Origin of the sequence: Streptomyces sp. L2 (assembly GCF_004124325.1) — a bacterium.
Classification (GTDB): Bacteria; Actinomycetota; Actinomycetes; order Streptomycetales; family Streptomycetaceae; genus Streptomyces.
The window spans coordinates 1,453,313-1,471,037 of record NZ_QBDT01000001.1 but is presented as its reverse complement, the minus strand read 5'-3'; the positions used below and the strand labels follow the sequence as shown (position 1 = coordinate 1,471,037).

The following is a 17,725-nucleotide window of genomic DNA, read 5'->3' as shown; positions in this document are numbered from 1 at the left end:
ACAGAACGCCCTTGTGCCGCACACCGTCTGTCCATATGGTGGACGGCCGTGCGGCACAAGGGTGTTCGCGTGCTGAGGGGAGCAGGGGACGTGGAGATCAAGAAGGTCGTGGTCCGGGAGGACCGCAGCACCAGCCGCCGCCCGGCGATCCTGGAGAAGCGGCCGACCCGCTGAACATGCGCGTTCACCTGGTCACGATGCCCTGGCATCCCCTCGACCTCCCCTCCCTCCAACTCGGCCTGCTGCACCGCGTCGTGCGCGAGGCCCGCCCCGCGGACGAGGTCACCGAGTTCCACGGCTCCCTGCGCTGGGCGGAGTTCCTGCTGGAGCGCTCCGCCGGCCGGCTGCGGCCCGGCGACTGCGTGGCCGTCGGCAGCGACGCGATCTTCCACGGCCTCGGCGACTGGGTCTTCTCCGGCGCCCTGTACGACGACCCCGGCTGGGGCCTCGCCCGGCTCCGCGCCTACGCGGCCGACCGCGGCGTCCCCGTCGACACCGCCGTCGCCATGCGCCCCTACGCCGAGGACTTCGTCGCGGAGTGCGCCACCGAGGTGCTGGCCGCCGAACCGGACGTCGTCGGATTCACCACCACGTTCATGCAGAACGTCCCCTCCCTCGCCCTCGCCCGCGAACTCAAGCGAAGAAGGCCGGAGTTGACGGTGGTGTTCGGCGGCGCCAACTGCGACGGTCCCATGGGCCACGCCCTGCACCGCAACCACCCCTTCGTGGACCACGTGGTGCGCGGCGAGGGCGAGTACGCCTTACCGGCACTGCTGCGCCACCTCGACGCCGGCACCGCGCCCGCGGACGTGCCCGGCCTGTGCTGGTGGGACGGCCCGGTGTCCCGGGCGAACCCCGAGTCCCGCCGGACCGTGGCGCCCGCCGACATCCCCGCACCCGACTACGACCAGTGGCAGACCGCCCTGGACGCCTCCCCGGTCCGTGAGTACGTCCACCCCAAACTGGTCGTCGAGGGCGCCCGCGGCTGCTGGTGGGGAGAGAAGCACCACTGCACGTTCTGCGGGCTCAACGGCTCCGCCATGGCGTTCCGCGCCAAGCCCGGCGAGCGGCTCTGGCAGGAGATCGACCGCCTCGTCCGCCGCCACCGCATCCTCGACATCGTCACCGTCGACAACATCATCGACATGGCCTACTTCCGCGACTTCCTGCCCCGCGTCGTCGACAGCGGCTGGGACCTGCGGCTGCACTACGAGGTCAAGTCCAACCTCACCCCGGACCAGCTCCGCCTCCTCTCCGACTCGGGCACCGTGCACATCCAGCCCGGCATCGAGAGCCTGGGCAGCAGGGTCCTGGACCTCATGGACAAGGGCGTCACCGGCGCCCGCAACGTCCGCACCCTGCGCGAGTGCGAGAACCACGCGCTGACCTGCTCCTGGAACCTCCTCTACGGCTTCCCCGGCGAACGGGCCGAGGACTACGCCCCGGTCATCGACCAGCTCCCCGCCCTGGTCCACCTCCAGCCGCCGAGCGGCGCCCACCGCATCCAACTGGAGCGGTTCAGCCCCCACTTCACCGACCCCGGCCTGGGTTTCGGCAAGCGCCGGCCCGCCGAGATGTACCAGCACGTCTACGACCTCCCCGAGCACGAACTCACCGACCTGGTCTACCTGTTCGACACCGAGGACGCGGGCATCTCCGGCGAGGCCGAGCAACGGCTCACCGAGGCCGTGGCCGACTGGCGGGTCGGCCACGCGCACTCCCGCCTGCTCTACGAGGACGACGGCACCGACCTGCTGGTCCACGACACCCGGCACGGCCGCACCCCGGCCACCCACCGCCTCACCGGCTGGCACGCCGACGCCCTCCGCCACCTGGACGCCGGCCGCACCGCCCCCGCCCTGCACCGGCTGCTCACAGCGGACGGCCACGAGGTCCCGTCCGGCACCCTCGACACCTGGCTCCACCACGCCCTGACCCTGGGCCTGCTGTTCCGCGACGGACACACCTACGTCTCCCTCCCCACCTGGGGCGAACCGGTACGGCTGCCCGAGAGCACGGAGACGCTCGCATGATGGAGCTTCCCACGACCGCCGCCCACCGCCTCACCGGCCGCGGCGTCGAGATCACCGACCCACTGGACCTGGCGGGCGCGGGCCGCGAGACCTGCGAGGCGGTCCGCTTCCTGCGCGAGTGCCAGGGCCGAGCGCTGAAGGTGAACTGGCGGGCGGCGGGCCACCCGTCGTACGACACGGCGCTGCTGCACCACCTCCAGCCGCCCCTCGAATTCCCTGACCTGCCAGCTCAGTTGGCGTCATGGCAGTCGGCGTACTCCTACGGCCTCCTCTACTACCGACGCGGCCCGGAGTTCTGCACGCTCATGGACCGCCGCACCTCGGGCACGGCAACCCGCCTGACCCTGGACCACCCGGTCCTGCTGGCGACATTCCGCCGCCTCCAGGAGCCGGTGTCTCTCGACGAGTTGGACGCCGATGAACGGCAGGCGACGGAGTTGCTGACCGCAGAGCGACTGGTTCTGGTGAGCGGTGGGTGGGCTGTGGCCCTGCCCCCGAGAGCCCGCCGCTGGCCGGTTCCGTGCACGGAGGTCTAAGACGTGTGTTGTGTGGAGGTGCCGGCCGGTGGGGGCTGGTCGCGCCCACGCGGCGGAGCCGCACATCGATACGGCCCCGCGCCCCTTTGGGGCGCGGCTCATCCCGCGAGTCGTAGGCGTTCCGTACATACTCCTACCCGAACCCGTTGTCCCCAGCTCAGTTGCAGCGAGTCGCTCTCCATCCCGTCGCCGAAGGCGATGAGGCGGTCCGACTCCACCGTCACCGTCAGCCCCGCGCCGGCGGAAAGCTCACCGGAGACCAGTGACGTCCCCGTAGCCGGCGACGGCCACGCCTCCCGGACGAACCACACCAACCTCTCCTCCGTCGGCGAAGGCAGCGCTAGCGCCCCGCCCCGCTCCTGCCACACCGACCGCAGCCACCCGGTCGCACCGGTTCCGGTTCCCACCAGCACCCCGGAGGAGGCCTGGGCCTCGACGGCACCCCCGTACTCGTCGAGGCCCAGGCGGTAGCGGGCGGTCTGGTGGCCGGGCATGCCCAGGTAGATCTCGTTGAGGGCGACCAGCCGCTGGGTGTCGTCGGCGACGGCCTCGACCATGGTGAGTTCGTCCACGGCGGTGGCGGGCAGCGCGGCCAGCAGGGCCGCCGCGTCCCGCGCGCGGTGCCGTACCAGCACGCCGGGGTTGCGGCCGGGATCGGTGTCGATGCCGATCACGGGCTGGCCGGTGAGGTACTTGGCGGTGTTGGCGACCAGCCCGTCCTGGCCGACGACCACGACGACGTCCTCCGGGGCGAACAGGAAGCGGTCCAGGTCGGCCCGTTCCACCTGGGCCTGCCGCCAGCCGGTCGGCACCGCGGAGGCCACCTCGGCCAGGGCCCGGCGGGTCCGGCGGTGGCGGTCGGTGACCTCCTCGATGTCGCGGCCCCGGGAGGCGAGGAAGAAGGCGGCCTGCCCGTGCGTGCCGTGCCGGGCCACCAGCTCCTCGTACTCCGTGGTGCGCCGGACCAGCACGGCGCGCGGCGCGAGGCTCATTCCGCTGTCCCCGCGGGCGCCGGCGAGGCACCCAGCCGGGTGAGCAGCCCCGTCAGCACGTCCGGCGAGACGGTCACGCTGTCGATGCGGGGGAGGTTCTCCGCCAGCCGTGTGGCGGTGGACGCGCGCAGTGTCGTAGCGCCGTCGATCCCGGCGTCGGCGTGCACCCGCAACCAGGCGGCCTGCGCCTCGGCCCGCGCCGCACCCACTTCCCGCGCCCCCTCGGCCTCGGCCCGCGCGACCCGTACCGCGCGCTCGGCCTCCGCCTCGGCCAGCTTCCGGGACCGCGCGGCCTCCGCATCGGCCAGCTTCACGGACCGTGCCGCCTCCGCTTCCGCGAGCGTCACCGACCGGGCCGCCTCCGCCTCCGCGCGTACCGCGTCGGCCGCCGCCTGTTCCTCGGCCTCGCGGCGGGCGTTGGTGCCCCGCTGTTCGACCAGGTGTTCCTCGCGGCGGGCGAGTTCGATGCGGCTGGCCAGTTCGTTCTCGGCGATGGTCCGCTCGCGCTCGACGGCCACCGCGCGCCGCTCGTAGGTCGCCCGGTCGGCCTCCTGCTGGATCTGCTCGCGGGCCGGGGTGCGCAGCGCCCGCTCCACCTCGGGTTCCGGCCGCAGCGCCATGACCCGGACGGCGACGATCTCGATGCCCGTGGCGGGCAGCCGCGGTTCCGTGCCCAGCCCCGCGGCGACCCGTTCGCGGACCGCGGTGACGCCGTCGGCCAGGGCCGCCGACAGGGGCGTACGGGCCAGGACGTCCAGCGCGTGCTGCTGGGCCGTCTCGGTGAGCAGGGTGCCGAGCTGCTCCAGCGGGGTGCCGCGCCAGCCGCCCGTGTCCGGGTCGACGGAGAAGTCCAGGCGGGCGGCGGCGACGGCCGGATCGGCGATCCGGTAGGTGACCGTGGCCTGCACCGCCACGTCCTGGAAGTCGGCTGTGCGGGCGTGGAACGTCATCGCCAGTTCCCGGTCGTCGACCGGCACCTCGGAGAGGGCGGCGGTCAGCGGGCGGAACCAGAAGCTGAGCCCGGGGCCGTCGTGGACCAGCGTGCCGGAGCGGTGGTGGCGGATGTGTGCCGTGGGCGCGCCGCGCAGGTGGCGCCAGCCCAGGCGCCGGGTGATGTCGGCCATGGGAACCTCGCTTTTCGTCACTAGGACGATAAATGCTCGCCCCATTTCTCGTCAAGAAGACGAAAACGGGTGGCGGCGGAAACGCGCGAGGAGAGAGTGAACACGCGTCCGGGCGGCCAGGATGGAGGCATGGCATACCACGTCGACTCCGAGGCCGGGCGGTTGCGCCGGGTGATACTCCACCGGCCCGACCTGGAGCTCAAAAGGCTCACCCCCAGCAACAAGGACGCGCTGCTCTTCGACGACGTGCTCTGGGTGCGCCGGGCGCGCGCCGAGCACGACGGGTTCGCCGACGTCCTGCGGGACCGGGGCGTCGCCGTCCACCTCTTCGGCGACCTGCTCCACGAGACCCTGGCGATCCCGGAGGCCCGCGCGCTCGTCCTGGACCGGGTCTTCGACGAGAAGGAGTACGGCCCGCTCGCCACCGACCACCTGCGCGCCGCCTTCGACGGGTTCGACCCGCGCGAACTGGCCGAGGCCCTGGTCGGCGGCATGACCAAGCGGGAGTACCTGGACGCGCACGCCGAACCGGCCTCCGTCCGCTTTCACGTCATGGACCTGGACGACTTCCTGTTGCGCCCGCTGCCCAACCACCTCTTCACCCGCGACACCTCGGCGTGGATCTACGACGGCGTCTCCATCAACGCGATGCGCATGCCGGCCCGGCAGCGGGAGACCGTGCACTTCGAGGCCATCTACCGGCACCACCCGCTCTTCCGTGAGGAGACGTTCCACGTCTGGTCCCGGGGGCAGGCCGACTACCCGTCGACCATCGAGGGCGGCGACGTCCTGGTGATCGGCAACGGCGCCGTCCTCATCGGTATGAGCGAGCGCACCACCCCGCAGGCCGTGGAGATGCTGGCGTACAAACTGTTCGCGTCCGGCTCCGCGAAGACGATCGTGGCGCTCGACATGCCCAAGCGGCGGGCGTTCATGCACCTCGACACCGTGATGACCATGGTGGACGGGGACACCTTCACCCAGTACGCCGGTCTCGGCATGCTCCGCTCGTACACGATCGAGCCGGGTGTCGGCGACCGGGAGCTGAAGGTCACCGACCATCCCCCGGAGCACATGCACCGCGCGATCGCCGCCGCCCTCGGGCTCGGCGAGATCCGCGTCCTGACCGCCACCCAGGACGTGCACGCGGCCGAGCGGGAGCAGTGGGACGACGGCTGCAACGTCCTCGCGGTGGAGCCGGGCGTCGTCGTCGCCTACGAACGCAACTCCACCACCAACACGCACCTGCGCAAGCAGGGCATCGAGGTGATCGAGATCCCGGGCAGCGAGCTGGGCCGGGGGAGGGGCGGCCCGCGCTGCATGAGCTGTCCCGTCGAGCGCGAGGCGGTGTGAGCGGACCGACCCCGGCGCACGGCACAGGGGTGTGTATATAAATGCTGAACATCGTATAGAATTCCAGAGTCCGTGCTACCCGTACCTCTGGAGCGCCCCCATGGCGACAGTCCCGACCGCCCTCGCCGGCCGCCACTTCCTCAAGGAGCTGGACTTCACCGAGGAGGAGTTCCGCGGCCTGGTCGAGCTGGCCGTCGAGCTGAAGGCCGCCAAGAAGGCCGGGAGCGAGACGCAGTACCTGCGCGGCCGCAACATCGCCCTGATCTTCGAGAAGACCTCGACGCGCACCCGCTGCGCGTTCGAGGTCGCCGCCGCCGACCAGGGTGCCTCCACGACCTGCCTGGACCCCTCAGGGTCGCAGATCGGGCACAAGGAGTCCGTGAAGGACACCGCCCGCGTCCTCGGCCGGATGTTCGACGCCATCGAGTACCGGGGCGACAGCCAGGCCGGTGTCGAGGAACTGGCCGCGTACGCGGGCGTGCCCGTCTACAACGGGCTCACCGACGACTGGCACCCCACCCAGATGCTGGCCGACGTGCTCACCATGACCGAGCACAGCGCCAAGCCGCTGACGGACATCGCGTTCGCCTACCTCGGGGACGCCCGCTTCAACATGGGCAACTCCTACCTGGTCACCGGTGCCTTGCTCGGCATGGACGTGCGGATCGTCGCGCCCAAGGAGTACTGGCCCGCCCAGGAGATCGTGACCCGCGCCCGCGAGCTGGCCGAGGGCAGCGGCGCCACGATCACGCTCACCGAGGACGTCACCGACGGCGTCCGCGGCGCCGACTTCGTCGCCACCGACGTCTGGGTCTCCATGGGCGAGCCCAAGGAGGTCTGGGACGAGCGCATCACCGCCCTCGCGCCGTACGCCGTGACCATGGACGTCCTGCGGGCCACCGGCAACCCGGACGTGAAGTTCCTGCACTGCCTGCCGGCCTTCCACGACCTCGGCACCAAGGTCGGCCGCGAGATCCACGCCCGTCACGGCCTGGACTCCCTGGAGGTCACCGACGAGGTCTTCGAGTCGGCGCACTCGGTCGTCTTCGACGAGGCCGAGAACCGGCTGCACACCATCAAGGCGGTCCTGGTCGCGACCCTGGCCCGGCCCTCGTAGCCCCTCGCCCGGCCGTCATGGCCCCATCAGCACGTATCCTGACCGGCGGCCCGGAACCACCCCTTCCGGCCGCCGCCCGCGACCCCACCACGGTCGCCCGCACCACCAGAAACGAGCACCACCCGCATGCCCGCTCCCCGCATCAAGTCCCCCGGCGCGCTCATCGCCGAGTCCGGCGCCGACCGCGACGGCCACGGCCTCAAGCGCACGATGGGCCTCTTCCAGCTCATCTGCTTCGGCGTCGGCGCCATCGTCGGCACCGGCATCTTCGTCGGCCTCTCCGACTCCGTCGCCCAGGCCGGCCCCGCCGTGGTCGTCTCCTTCGTGCTCGCCGCGATCACCTGCGTGTTCACCGCCTTCTCCTTCGCCGAGCTGGGCGGCGCGATCCCGGTCTCCGGGTCCTCGTACTCCTTCGCGTACGCCGGTCTCGGCGAGTCCACCGCCTTCCTGGTCGGCTGGTGCCTGCTGCTGGAATACGGCGTCTCCATCTCGGCCGTCGCGGTCGGCTGGAGCCAGTACGTCAACGAGCTCCTGCACAGCCTGATTGGATGGCAGCTCCCGGCGGCCCTGTCCGCCGGCCCCGGCGACGGCGGGATCCTCAACCTGCCCGCCGTGATCGTCATCGCCATGGGCGCCGTCCTGCTGGTGCGCGGCGTGCGCGAGAGCGCCCGGGCGACCGCCGCCATGGCCGCGGTCAAGCTCGTCATCCTGCTGGCCTTCTGCGCCATCGGCTACAGCGCCTTCAAGGACGGCAACCTCACCCCGTTCTCCCCGGCCGGCCTCGGCGGCATCGGCGCGGGCACCACGGCCGCGTTCTTCTCCTACATCGGCTTCGACGCCATCACCACCGCCGGTGAGGAGGCCAAGAACCCCCGCCGGGACATCCCGGTCGCGATCATGGTCTGCATGGGCATCGTGACCCTGCTGTACTGCGCGGTCGCGCTCGCCGCGATCGGCGCCGTCGGCGGCGATCAGGTCGCGGGCCGCCCCGCCGCCCTGTCCTACGTCGTGAACGAGGTCACCGGCTCCGCGGTCGGCGGCGGTGTCATCGCCTTCGGAGCGGTCGTCGCCATCGCCTCCGTCGTCCTCGCCGTGATGTACGGCCAGACGCGCATCCTGATGTCGATGTCCCGCGACGGCCTGATCCCGCGGGTCTTCGAGAAGGTGAACCCGAGGACCTCCACCCCGGTGGCCGGCACGCTGATCGTCGCGGTCGTCTTCGCGCTCCCCGCGGCCTTCGCCTCGCTGGACGCCGTGATGAACCTGTGCACCATCGGAACGCTCGCCATCATGGCCGTGGTCAACATCGCCGTGCTCGCGCTGCGCCGCCGGGAGCCGGGCCTCGCCCGCAGCTTCCGGGTACCGCTGTACCCGGTCGTGCCGCTGCTCGGCGTCGGCTTCTGCCTGTACCTGATGTACGAGACCGGCTGGCGCACCTGGATCCAGTTCGCGGGCTTCCTCGCGGCCGGCCTGCTCGTCTACGCCGCCTACGGGCGCCGGCACTCCACCCTGGCCCGGACGCCGGACCCCGAGGTCACAGCGGACGCCGCTGAGCGGGAACCGCAGGCAGTGTGAACCACACCGCCTTGCCCCGCGGGGTGGGGCGGTGACCGCACGACGAGCTGAGGGCGCGGATCAGCAGCAGACCGCGCCCGCCTTCGGCCCACACGTCCGGCTCCTCGATCACCGGGCGGGTGAGATGACCGGGCGGCGCCGGGTCCGGGTCGTGCACCTCGACCTGGCAGCCGCCCGACCGCAGCTGGACCACCAGCTCTATCGGGCCGCGCCCGGCGGTGTGCTCCACCGCGTTGGCCACGAGTTCCGCCGTCAGCAGCTCCGCCGTGTCGCTGTCGGCCGCGTGCTCACCCTCCGAGAGGGCCGTCCGCACCAGGGCACGCGCCGTCGGTACGGCCGCTGTGGTGTGCGGCAGCGCGATGCGCCAGGAGGCCGGTTCGGTGGGGCGTTCGTGCAAGGCGAGTCCGTTCATGGAGCAGGCTGTCCTGCTTTCGACTGTGGAAATGGTACGGGCCCGCCCGCACAGTCCGTCGCCCGGGCACCGTACCGAGGCCCTCCGACCCCGGTACCGGGCGGCTTACCCGCGTGAACGCCCCGCCTCGCCCGCCCGGCCCCACTGTTACGGCGCTGTCGACGATCAGTGACGCCCGTGACCGGAACCGGCCGCACCGGCACACTCCGCGCGAGGCCTGCTTGTCGCGCCATCATGACGACAGTCACAAACAAGTGATAACTTCGTGGGGTAGAGCACCGTGAGGCACCACCCCCCCTGCACGTGACGCACCGCCGCCCGGGAGGCCGCACGTCATGAGTCCCTTCACCGGCTCCGCCGCCCGCACCCCCGACTGGGAGCACCTGCGGGTCAAGCTCGACGACGGCGTCGCCACCGTCACCCTCGCCCGCCCCGACAAGCTCAACGCCCTCACCTTCGGCGCCTACGCCGACCTGCGCGACCTGCTCGCCGAATTGTCCCGCGAGCGGTCCGTGCGCGCCCTGGTGCTGGCCGGCGAGGGCCGCGGCTTCTGCTCGGGCGGCGACGTCGACGAGATCATCGGCGCCACCCTGTCCATGGACACCGCGCAGCTGCTCGACTTCAACCGGATGACCGGCCAGGTCGTCCGGGCGGTCCGCGAGTGCCCGTTCCCGGTGATCGCCGCCCTCCACGGCGTCGCGGCCGGCGCCGGTGCCGTCCTCGCCCTCGCCTCCGACTTCCGGGTGGCCGACCCGAGCACCCGCTTCGCGTTCCTCTTCACCCGCGTCGGCCTCTCCGGCGGCGACATGGGCGCCGCCTACCTGCTGCCCCGAGTCGTCGGCCTCGGCCACGCCACGCGCCTCCTGATGCTCGGCGACCAGGTCCGCGCCCCCGAGGCCGAGCGCATCGGCCTGATCAGCGAACTCACCGAGGAGGGCCGCGCCGACGAGGCCGCCTCGGCCCTGGCCCGCCGCCTCGCCGACGGCCCCGCCCTGGCCCACGCCCAGACCAAGGCCCTCCTCACCTCCGAACTCGACATGCCCCTGGCCGCCTCCATCGAACTGGACGCCTCCACCCAGGCACTCCTGATGACAGGCGAGGACTACAAGGAATTCCACGTCTCCTTCACAGAGAAGCGCACGCCGAAGTGGAGCGGGAGGTAGCTGATGCCAACCTCAGCTCGACCCACCTCAGGGGCGCGGGGCAGTGTCGATATGCGGCTCCGCCGCGGGGCGCGAGCAACCACAACGCACCCGCACCCGCCGATGAATCAGAACCACCCCCCACGCATAGCGGTCCTCGGCGGTGGCCCAGGCGGCCTCTACACCGCCGCGCTGCTGAAACGCCTCAACCCGGCCAGAGACATCACCGTGTGGGAACGCAACCCCCCCGACAAAACCTTCGGCTTCGGGGTCGTCCTCTCCGACGAAACCCTCGGCGGCATCGAACACGCCGACCCACAGGTCTACACGGCCCTCCAAAATCACTTCACCCGCTGGGACGACATCGACATCGTCCACGGAGACACCCGCCAAACCTCCGGAGGACACGGCTTCGCCGCCCTCGGCCGCCGTCGCCTCCTGAAGATCCTGCACGCCCGCTGCCAAGACCTCGGCGTCCAGCTGAACTTCTCCACCGAGGCACCGCCGCCCGGCGACCTCGCGGCGACCCACGACCTCGTCGTCGCGGCCGACGGCGTCCGCAGCGCCACCCGGGAGGCCTACGCCGACGTCTTCCGCCCCCACGTCACCGAACACCGCTGCCGCTACATCTGGCTGGCCACCGACTTCGCGTTCGACGCCTTCCGCTTCGAGATCGCCGAGACCGAGCACGGCGTGATGCAGCTCCACGCCTACCCCTACGCACCCGACGCCTCCACCGTCATCGTCGAGATGCGCGAAGAGGTCTGGCGGGCGGCGGGATTCGACGAGCTGAGCACCCAGCAGTCCATCGACCACTGCGCCAAGATCTTCGCCGAGGCGCTCCGCGGTCGCCCCCTGCGTTCCAACAACTCCGCCTGGACCACGTTCCGTACGGTGGTCAACGAACGCTGGTCGCACGGCAATGTCGTCCTCCTCGGCGACGCGGCGCACACCGCGCACTTCTCCATCGGCTCCGGTACCAAACTCGCCGTCGAGGACGCCCTCGCGCTCGCCGCCTGCCTGGAGGAACAGCCGAGCACGGCGGACGCGCTCACGGCATACGAGGCGGAGCGCAAACCCGTCGTCGCCTCCACGCAGCGGGCCGCCCGCGCGAGCCTGGAGTGGTTCGAGAACCTCGGCCTGTATCTCGGCCAGCCGCCCCGCCAGTTCGCGTTCAACCTGCTCACCCGCAGCCGCCGCGTCACGCACGACAACCTCCGGCTGCGTGACGCCCGCTTCACCGAGAGCGTGGAGCGCGAGTTCGGCTGTCCGCCGGGCACGCCCCCGATGTTCACCCCGTTCCGGCTGCGCGGCCTGACCCTGCGCAACCGGGTCGTCGTCTCCCCGATGGACATGTACTCCGCGACCGACGGCATGCCCGGCGACTTCCACCTCGTCCACCTGGGCGCCCGTGCCCTCGGCGGCGCCGGTCTCGTCATGACCGAGATGGTGTGCGTGAGCGAGGAGGGCCGGATCACCCCCGGCTGCACCGGCCTCTACACCGGCCGGCAGGGCGAGGCCTGGCGGCGGATCACCGACTTCGTGCACGCGCAGGCGCCGGGCACGGCGATCGGGGTGCAGCTCGGGCACTCCGGCCGCAAGGGGTCGACGCGGCTCATGTGGGAGGGCATGGACGAACCGCTGCCCGAGGGCAACTGGCCGCTGGTGGCCGCCTCCCCGCTGCCGTACAAGCCGGGCGGTCAGACCCCGCGCGAACTGACCCGTGCCCAACTGACGGACCTCCGGGAGCAGTTCGCGTCGGCCGCCGGGCGCGCCGCGCGGGCCGGCTTCGACCTGCTCGAACTGCACTGCGCGCACGGCTACCTGCTCTCCGGCTTCCTCTCCCCGCTGACCAACCGGCGCACCGACGCCTACGGCGGCTCCCTGGAGAAGCGGCTGCGGTTCCCGCTGGAGGTCTTCGACGCCGTACGCGAGGTGTGGCCGGCCGAGCGGCCCATGACGGTACGGATCTCCGCCACTGACTGGGCCGAGGGCGGCACCGGCGCCGAGGACGCCGTGGAGATCGCCCGCGCCTTCGCCGCGCACGGCGCCGACGCGATCGACGTGTCCACCGGGCAGGTGGTGGCGGAGGAGCGCCCGGAGTTCGGGCGGTCGTACCAGACGCCGTTCGCCGACCGGATCCGGCAGGAGGCGGGCGTCCCGGTGATCGCCGTCGGCGCGATCTCCTCCTGGGACGACGTCAACTCCCTGATCCTGGCCGGGCGGACCGACCTGTGCGCGCTGGCCCGGCCGCACCTGTACGACCCGAACTGGACCCTGCACGCCGCCGCCGAACAGGGCTACGACGGCCCCGGCGTCGTCTGGCCGGCGCCCTACCGGGCGGGCAGCCGCCGCCCGCAGACGGGCCGCACCGACGCCCCCAAGCCCCGGCTGTCACTGGACCTGTGAGGCTCCCGCCGGTCCCACGAACTCCGCCCCGGCCGCCCGCAGCCGCTCGTGCAGCTCGTGGAACACCGCTGCCGAGCGGGTGCCCGGCCAGTCGGCCGGGAGGAGGCCGGCCGGGAGCCCGGGGTCGGTGTAGGGCAGGTGGCGCCAGGAGTCGAGGGCCAGGAGATAGTCCCGGTAGGCCTCCTCGGGCGGGGTGTCCGGGCGCTGCCGCCAGGCGTGCAGGACCGGCGCGTGCGCGTCCAGGAAGCGTTCGTGCTCCTTGGCGATCGCGGCCAGGTCCCACCAGCGGGTGACCGCCTCGGGGGTGGGCGCGAAGCCCAGGTGGTCGCCGCGGAAGAAGTCGACGTACGGGTCCAGGCCCAGCCGGCGCAACGTGTGCCGGGTCTCCTCGTACAGGCGGGCCGGGGCGATCCACACGCCGGGGGCCGCCGTGCCGAAGCCCAGACCGGACAGCCGGGAGCGCAGCACGTGCCGCTTCTGCCGCTCCGACTCCGGGACGGAGAACACCGCGAGCACCCAGCCCTCGTCCTCGACGGGCGCGGTGGCGTAGATGCGGCGGTCGCCGTCCTGGAGCAACTGGCGGGCCTCGGTGGAGAGTTCGTACCCGGCGGCGCCCTCGGCGGTGCGGGCGGGCCGCAGCAGGCCGCGGCGTTTGAGCCGGGACACCGAGGAGCGCACGGAGGGCGCGTCCACACCGACCGCGGCCAGCAGCCGGATCAGCTCGGCGACGGGTACCGGGCCGGGCATGAAGCGGCCGTACGCGCCGTAGAGCGTGACGATGAGGGACCTGGGGGCGTGCTGGTCGGTCACGTTGATCATTTTAGGTCGTCGGCGTCACTGCTGATCACCCGCGGTCCGCAGCCGGAACCGCTGCAGCTTGCCGGTCGCCGTGCGGGGCAGGGCGTCCAGGAAGACGAACTCGCGCGGGCACTTGTACGGGGCCAGCTCGGCCTTGAGGAACGCGCGCAGGCCCTCGGTGTCCCGCGGCGCGCCGTCCCGGAGGACCGTGTAGGCGACGACGATCTGGCCGCGGGCCTCGTCGGGGCGGCCGACGACGGCCGTCTCGACCACGTCCGGGTGGCGCAGCAGCGCGTCCTCGACCTCCGGTCCGGCGATGTTGTACCCGGAGGAGATGATCATGTCGTCGGCGCGGGCCACGTAGTGGAAGTAGCCGTCGGCGTCGCGGACGTAGGTGTCGCCGGTGATGTTCCAGCCGTCGCGTACGTACACGCGCTGGCGGGGGTCGGCGAGGTAGCGGCAGCCGACCGGGCCGCGGACGGCCAGCAGGCCCGGCTCGCCGTCGGGTACCGGCTCGCCGTGCGCGTCCTGGACGCGGGCCTGCCAGCCCGGCACGGGCACGCCGGTCGCGCCGGGTCTGATGTCGTCGTCGGCGGCGGAGACGAAGATGTGCAGCAGTTCGGTGGCGCCGATGCCGTTGATGACGCGCAGTCCGGTGCGCTCGCGCCAGGCGTGCCAGGTGGCCGCGGGCAGGTTCTCGCCGGCCGAGACGCAGCGCCGCAGGGACGAGGTGTCGTACCCGTCCAGTTCGTCGAGCATCGCGCGGTAGGCGGTCGGCGCGGTGAACAGCACCGACGCCCGGTGTTCGGCGATCGCCGGCAGCAGTTGCTTCGGGCCGGACTGCTCCAGCAGCAGGGCGCTCGCGCCGGCCCGCATCGGGAAGACGACCAGCCCGCCGAGGCCGAAGGTGAAGCCGAGCGGGGGGCTGCCGGCGAAGACGTCGTCCGCGCGCGGGCGCAGGACGTGCCGGGAGAAGGTGTCGGCGATGGCGAGGACGTCCCGGTGGAAGTGCATGCACCCCTTCGGGCGGCCCGTCGTGCCGGAGGTGAACGCGATCAGGGCGACGTCGTCGGCGGCGGTGGAGACGGCCGGGAACGGGGCGGCGGGTGCCGGGCGGCGCAGCAGGTCGTCCGGCGCGTCACCGCCGTACGTCGTCAGGACGAGCCCCGGCACCTCGGCCTTCACCAGGTCGTCGACGGCCCGGATGTCGCACAGCGCGTGCCGGACCCGGGCGATCTCGCACATCGTGGCCAGCTCGTGCGGGCGCTGCCGGTCCAGCACGGTGACCGCGACCGCGCCCGCCTTCAGCACCGCCAGCCAGCAGGCCGCGAGCCAGGGGCTGGTGGGGCCGCGCAGCAGGACCCGGTTCCCCGGGACCACGCCGAGATCGCCGGTCAGGACGTGGGCGATGCGGTCCACCCGGGCGCGCAGCTCGCCGTACGTCCAGGCGGGCCCGGACGCGGTGCGGAACACCGGGCGGTCCGGCTCGCCGCCGTCGAGGAGTTCCGCGGCGCAGTTCAGCCGCTCGGGGTAGTGCAGCTCCGGCAGCTCGAAGAGCAGCCGGGGCCATTCCTCCGGCGGGGGCAGATGGTCCCGCGCGAAGGTGTCGACGTGGGCCGAGACGTGCATGGCGGTTCGCCCCCTTGCCGTTACGGCGTAGAAACGGGCGTCCTGACGACGGGCTCTGGCGGGCTCGCGCATCGAGCGTATCGTGTTCGTGACGGCAGTCAACGGTGCGCGATAAGGTTGCGGTGAGGGGACCGCCGGGTCCGCCTCGGAGGGAGGACCGGCCGTGCCCGCATTCTCACTCGAACCGGAGCAGGCCGCCTGGTGTGCCGAACTGCGCGCACTGGCCGCCGACCGGCTGGCCCCGCTCGCCGACAAGGGGGAACCGGGCCGCGTCAACCGGCCGCTCCTCGCCGAACTCGGCCGGCTCGGCCTGCTCGCCCGGCTGTTCAGCTCCGGCGCGCTGGAGCTGTGCCTGATGCGGGAGTCCCTCGCCCAGGCCTGCACCGAGGCCGAGACCGCCCTCGCCCTGCAGGGCCTGGGCGCCCATCCGGTGCACGCCCACGGCAGCCCCGCCCAGAGCGAGCACTGGCTGCCCCGGGTGGCCGACGGCAGCGCGGTGGCCGCGTTCGCGCTGAGCGAGCCGGACGCCGGATCGGACGCGGCGGCCCTGGCCCTCGCCGCCGAGCCCGACGGCACCGGCGGCTGGCGGCTCACCGGCGCCAAACGGTGGATCTCCAACGCACCCGAGGCCGACTTCTACACCGTGTTCGCCCGCACCACCCCGGACGCCGGGGCCCGGGGCGTGACCGCCTTCCTCGTCCCCGCCGACCGGCCCGGCCTCACCGGCGGCGCGCTGGAGATGATCTCCCCGCACCCGATCGGCGCCCTCGACTTCGACGGCGTCCCCGTCACCCGGGACGACCTGCTCGGCGAGGCCGACCGGGGCTTCGCCGTCGCCATGGGCACCCTCAACCTCTTCCGGCCCAGCGTCGGCGCCTTCGCGGTAGGCATGGCCCAGGCCGCCCTCGACGCCACCCTCGCCCACACGCGCGCCCGCGAGGCCTTCGGCGGCCCCCTCAGCCGGCTCCAGACGGTCTCCCACCAGGTCGCCGAGATGGCCCTGCGCACCGAGGCCGCCCGCCTCATGGTCTACGCGGCCGCCACCGCCCACGACGAGGGCGCCGCCGACGTCCCCAAGCGGGCCGCGATGGCGAAGCTGCTCGCCACCGAGACCGCGCAGTACGTCGTCGATGCCGCCGTCCAACTGCACGGCGCCCGCGCCCTCCAGCACGGCCACCTCCTCGAACACCTCTACCGCGAGGTGCGAGCCCCACGGATCTACGAGGGCGCGAGCGAGGTCCAACGCGGCATCATCGCCAAGGAGTTGTACGCCACCACCCGTCCCGCCGCCACCCGTTCCGCCCCCACCCGTCACGCCACCACCTCCGAAGGAGCGGCCCGGTGACGACCGAGCGCGTCAACCCGCCCGACCTGTCCCCGCCCACCGGCTTCTCGCACGCCGTCGTCGCGGCCGGCACCCGCGTGGTCTTCCTCGCCGGACAGACCGCCCTCGACACCGACGGCAAGATCACCGGCGGCACGCTCCCCGAGCAGTTCGAGAAGGCGCTCACCAACCTCCTCACCGCCCTGAGCGCGGCCGGCGGCACCCCCGCCGACCTCGCCCGCGTCACCGTCTACGCCACCGACATCGCCGACTACCGCGCCCACGCGCCCGAACTCGGCCGTCTGTGGCGCACGTTGGCTGGCCGCGACTATCCGGCGATGGCCGTCGTGCAGGTCGTACGGCTCTGGGACGACACGGCGCTGGTGGAACTCGACGGCTTCGCCGTCCTGCCGTAGGGCGTGCCGGACGGGGCAGGCCAGGGCGCCGGCCGCGCGTGACGCGCCACCGATGGGGTGACGGTCACGCCCGTCGGCCCGCCCACCCGGTACCAGTGGAGGCCCCCACTGTCAGTATTCCGGGAGGCACCCCATGCCCGTACGCCCCGCCCTCGTCACGGCCCTCGGCGCCGCGCTGCTCTGCGGCGCGGCCACCGCACCGGCGATCGCCGGCCCGAAGGCCCCGAAGGAGAAGGAGAGCGTGACCGTCGACCACACCGGCCGGATCGGCGCCGACGGCACCGTCATCCTGTCCGGCACCTACCGGTGCACCGACAGCAGCGGCCCGGTGTACATCAGCTCCGCGGTCAGCCAGAGCGACCCCCGCATCCGGTACGGCATCGGCGGCACCAGCGCCACCTGCGACGGCGCGAAGCACACGTGGCAGAACTCCAGCGTGGTCTCCGCCGACGACCTCAAGGCGGGCGCCGCCCACGTGGAGGCCACCATCCTGGAGATGCGCCCCGCGGGACTCGTGCCGCTGCCGGTGTTCCACGCGGTCGAGGAGCAGGACGTCACCCTCGCCGGCAAGTGAACCCGCGCGCGGCCCGGCACACCCTACGGGTGCCGGGCCGCTCCGCGTCCTGCGCCGCGTCGGTCAGGCCCGCTGCCAGCTGTGCGGGGCGTGGAAGCCGTGCGGACGCCAGGACGTGGTGCCCGGGGTGGACGGCTCGGGTCCGGCCATCGCGCTGCGGCTGAGGAGCAGCACCGCCAGGGCGGCCAGCTCCTCCTCGGTAACCTCGCCCTTCTCGACACGGATCGGGGCGGTGAGGGACAGGGACGACATGGGGACCTCCGTCACATGGATCACTGCGGAACTGCCGTG

Annotated in this window: 16 protein-coding genes; 10 read left to right on the top strand and 6 right to left on the bottom strand. The window is 72.6% G+C overall.

Translation table 11 applies throughout. The features are described 5' to 3' along the window. Positions 1-176: 176 nt before the first annotated feature. A complete protein-coding gene (locus DBP14_RS06245; protein ID WP_129306041.1) occupies positions 177-2,033 on the top strand; it encodes a RiPP maturation radical SAM C-methyltransferase in 1,857 nt (618 codons plus the stop codon). After that, positions 2,030-2,569, top strand: a complete 540-nt coding sequence (locus DBP14_RS06240) for a DUF5825 family protein (protein WP_129306040.1) — start codon at positions 2,030-2,032, stop codon at positions 2,567-2,569. Before DBP14_RS06245 ends, DBP14_RS06240 begins: the two co-directional genes overlap by 4 nt. A 98-nt stretch (positions 2,570-2,667) precedes the next feature. Here DBP14_RS06240 and DBP14_RS06235 read toward each other — a convergent pair whose 3' ends face one another. Together DBP14_RS06235 and DBP14_RS06230 are read right to left on the bottom strand one after the other, a co-directional pair. Continuing rightward, positions 2,668-3,561, bottom strand: coding sequence for an NAD(+)/NADH kinase (locus DBP14_RS06235; RefSeq protein WP_129306039.1), 894 nt, complete (start codon positions 3,559-3,561; stop codon positions 2,668-2,670). After that, the gene (locus tag DBP14_RS06230) at positions 3,558-4,685 is read right to left on the bottom strand and encodes an SPFH domain-containing protein (protein ID WP_129306038.1); all 1,128 of its coding nucleotides are present in this window, start codon (positions 4,683-4,685) and stop codon (positions 3,558-3,560) included. The genes DBP14_RS06235 and DBP14_RS06230 overlap by 4 nt, the downstream gene beginning before the upstream one ends. A gap of 129 nt (positions 4,686-4,814) precedes the next feature. On the opposite strand from DBP14_RS06230, the gene DBP14_RS06225 reads away from it, so the two are divergent. From DBP14_RS06225 to DBP14_RS06215, 3 genes are all read left to right on the top strand, one after another. Next, positions 4,815-6,038 (top strand): arginine deiminase, encoded by a 1,224-nt coding sequence (locus DBP14_RS06225; RefSeq protein WP_129306037.1) that lies wholly within the window; start codon positions 4,815-4,817, stop codon positions 6,036-6,038. A 100-nt stretch (positions 6,039-6,138) separates the two neighbouring features. After that, a complete protein-coding gene (gene argF / locus DBP14_RS06220) occupies positions 6,139-7,155 on the top strand; it encodes an ornithine carbamoyltransferase (RefSeq protein ID WP_129306036.1) in 1,017 nt (338 codons plus the stop codon). A gap of 126 nt (positions 7,156-7,281) precedes the next feature. Next, a complete protein-coding gene (locus DBP14_RS06215) occupies positions 7,282-8,730 on the top strand; it encodes an amino acid permease (RefSeq protein ID WP_129306035.1) in 1,449 nt (482 codons plus the stop codon). Here DBP14_RS06215 and DBP14_RS06210 read toward each other — a convergent pair. Further along, positions 8,690-9,142: an ATP-binding protein gene (locus DBP14_RS06210; RefSeq protein ID WP_129306034.1), complete on the bottom strand. Its 453-nt coding sequence runs from the start codon at positions 9,140-9,142 to the stop codon at positions 8,690-8,692. The two genes, DBP14_RS06215 and DBP14_RS06210, sit on opposite strands and share 41 nt — an antisense overlap. A 335-nt stretch (positions 9,143-9,477) precedes the next feature. Here DBP14_RS06210 and DBP14_RS06205 point away from each other — a divergent pair, with 335 nt between their 5' ends. Then, positions 9,478-10,305: an enoyl-CoA hydratase family protein gene (locus DBP14_RS06205; protein WP_129306033.1), complete on the top strand. Its 828-nt coding sequence runs from the start codon at positions 9,478-9,480 to the stop codon at positions 10,303-10,305. 51 nt (positions 10,306-10,356) lie between these two features. Beyond that, positions 10,357-12,693, top strand: a complete 2,337-nt coding sequence (locus DBP14_RS06200; RefSeq protein ID WP_241740821.1) for a bifunctional salicylyl-CoA 5-hydroxylase/oxidoreductase — start codon at positions 10,357-10,359, stop codon at positions 12,691-12,693. Here the strand turns inward: DBP14_RS06200 and DBP14_RS06195 are convergent. Then, positions 12,679-13,512, bottom strand: a complete 834-nt coding sequence (locus DBP14_RS06195; RefSeq protein ID WP_129306031.1) for a PaaX family transcriptional regulator C-terminal domain-containing protein — start codon at positions 13,510-13,512, stop codon at positions 12,679-12,681. The two genes, DBP14_RS06200 and DBP14_RS06195, sit on opposite strands and share 15 nt — an antisense overlap. 15 nt (positions 13,513-13,527) lie before the next feature. After that, complete coding sequence (locus DBP14_RS06190; RefSeq protein WP_129306030.1) at positions 13,528-15,120, bottom strand: AMP-binding protein; 1,593 nt, start codon at positions 15,118-15,120, stop codon at positions 13,528-13,530. Between the two features lie 163 nt (positions 15,121-15,283). Between DBP14_RS06190 and DBP14_RS06185 the strand changes: the two genes are divergently transcribed. The 3 genes from DBP14_RS06185 (at position 15,284) to DBP14_RS06175 (ending at position 17,434) form a co-directional block, all read left to right on the top strand. Next, the gene (locus DBP14_RS06185; protein ID WP_129306029.1) at positions 15,284-16,465 is read left to right on the top strand and encodes an acyl-CoA dehydrogenase family protein; all 1,182 of its coding nucleotides are present in this window, start codon (positions 15,284-15,286) and stop codon (positions 16,463-16,465) included. Continuing rightward, positions 16,462-16,860 carry a RidA family protein gene (locus tag DBP14_RS06180; protein ID WP_129306028.1) on the top strand — a complete coding sequence of 133 codons (399 nt, stop codon included), beginning with the start codon at positions 16,462-16,464 and terminating at the stop codon, positions 16,858-16,860. The genes DBP14_RS06185 and DBP14_RS06180 overlap by 4 nt, the downstream gene beginning before the upstream one ends. A gap of 133 nt (positions 16,861-16,993) precedes the next feature. Next, positions 16,994-17,434, top strand: coding sequence for a DUF6299 family protein (locus tag DBP14_RS06175; protein WP_129306027.1), 441 nt, complete (start codon positions 16,994-16,996; stop codon positions 17,432-17,434). Positions 17,435-17,497: 63 nt separating this feature from the next. Here DBP14_RS06175 and DBP14_RS06170 read toward each other — a convergent pair whose 3' ends face one another. Then, on the bottom strand, positions 17,498-17,686 hold the full coding sequence (locus DBP14_RS06170) for an acyl-CoA carboxylase epsilon subunit (RefSeq protein ID WP_129306026.1): 189 nt from the start codon (positions 17,684-17,686) through the stop codon (positions 17,498-17,500). Positions 17,687-17,725: the final 39 nt, after the last annotated feature.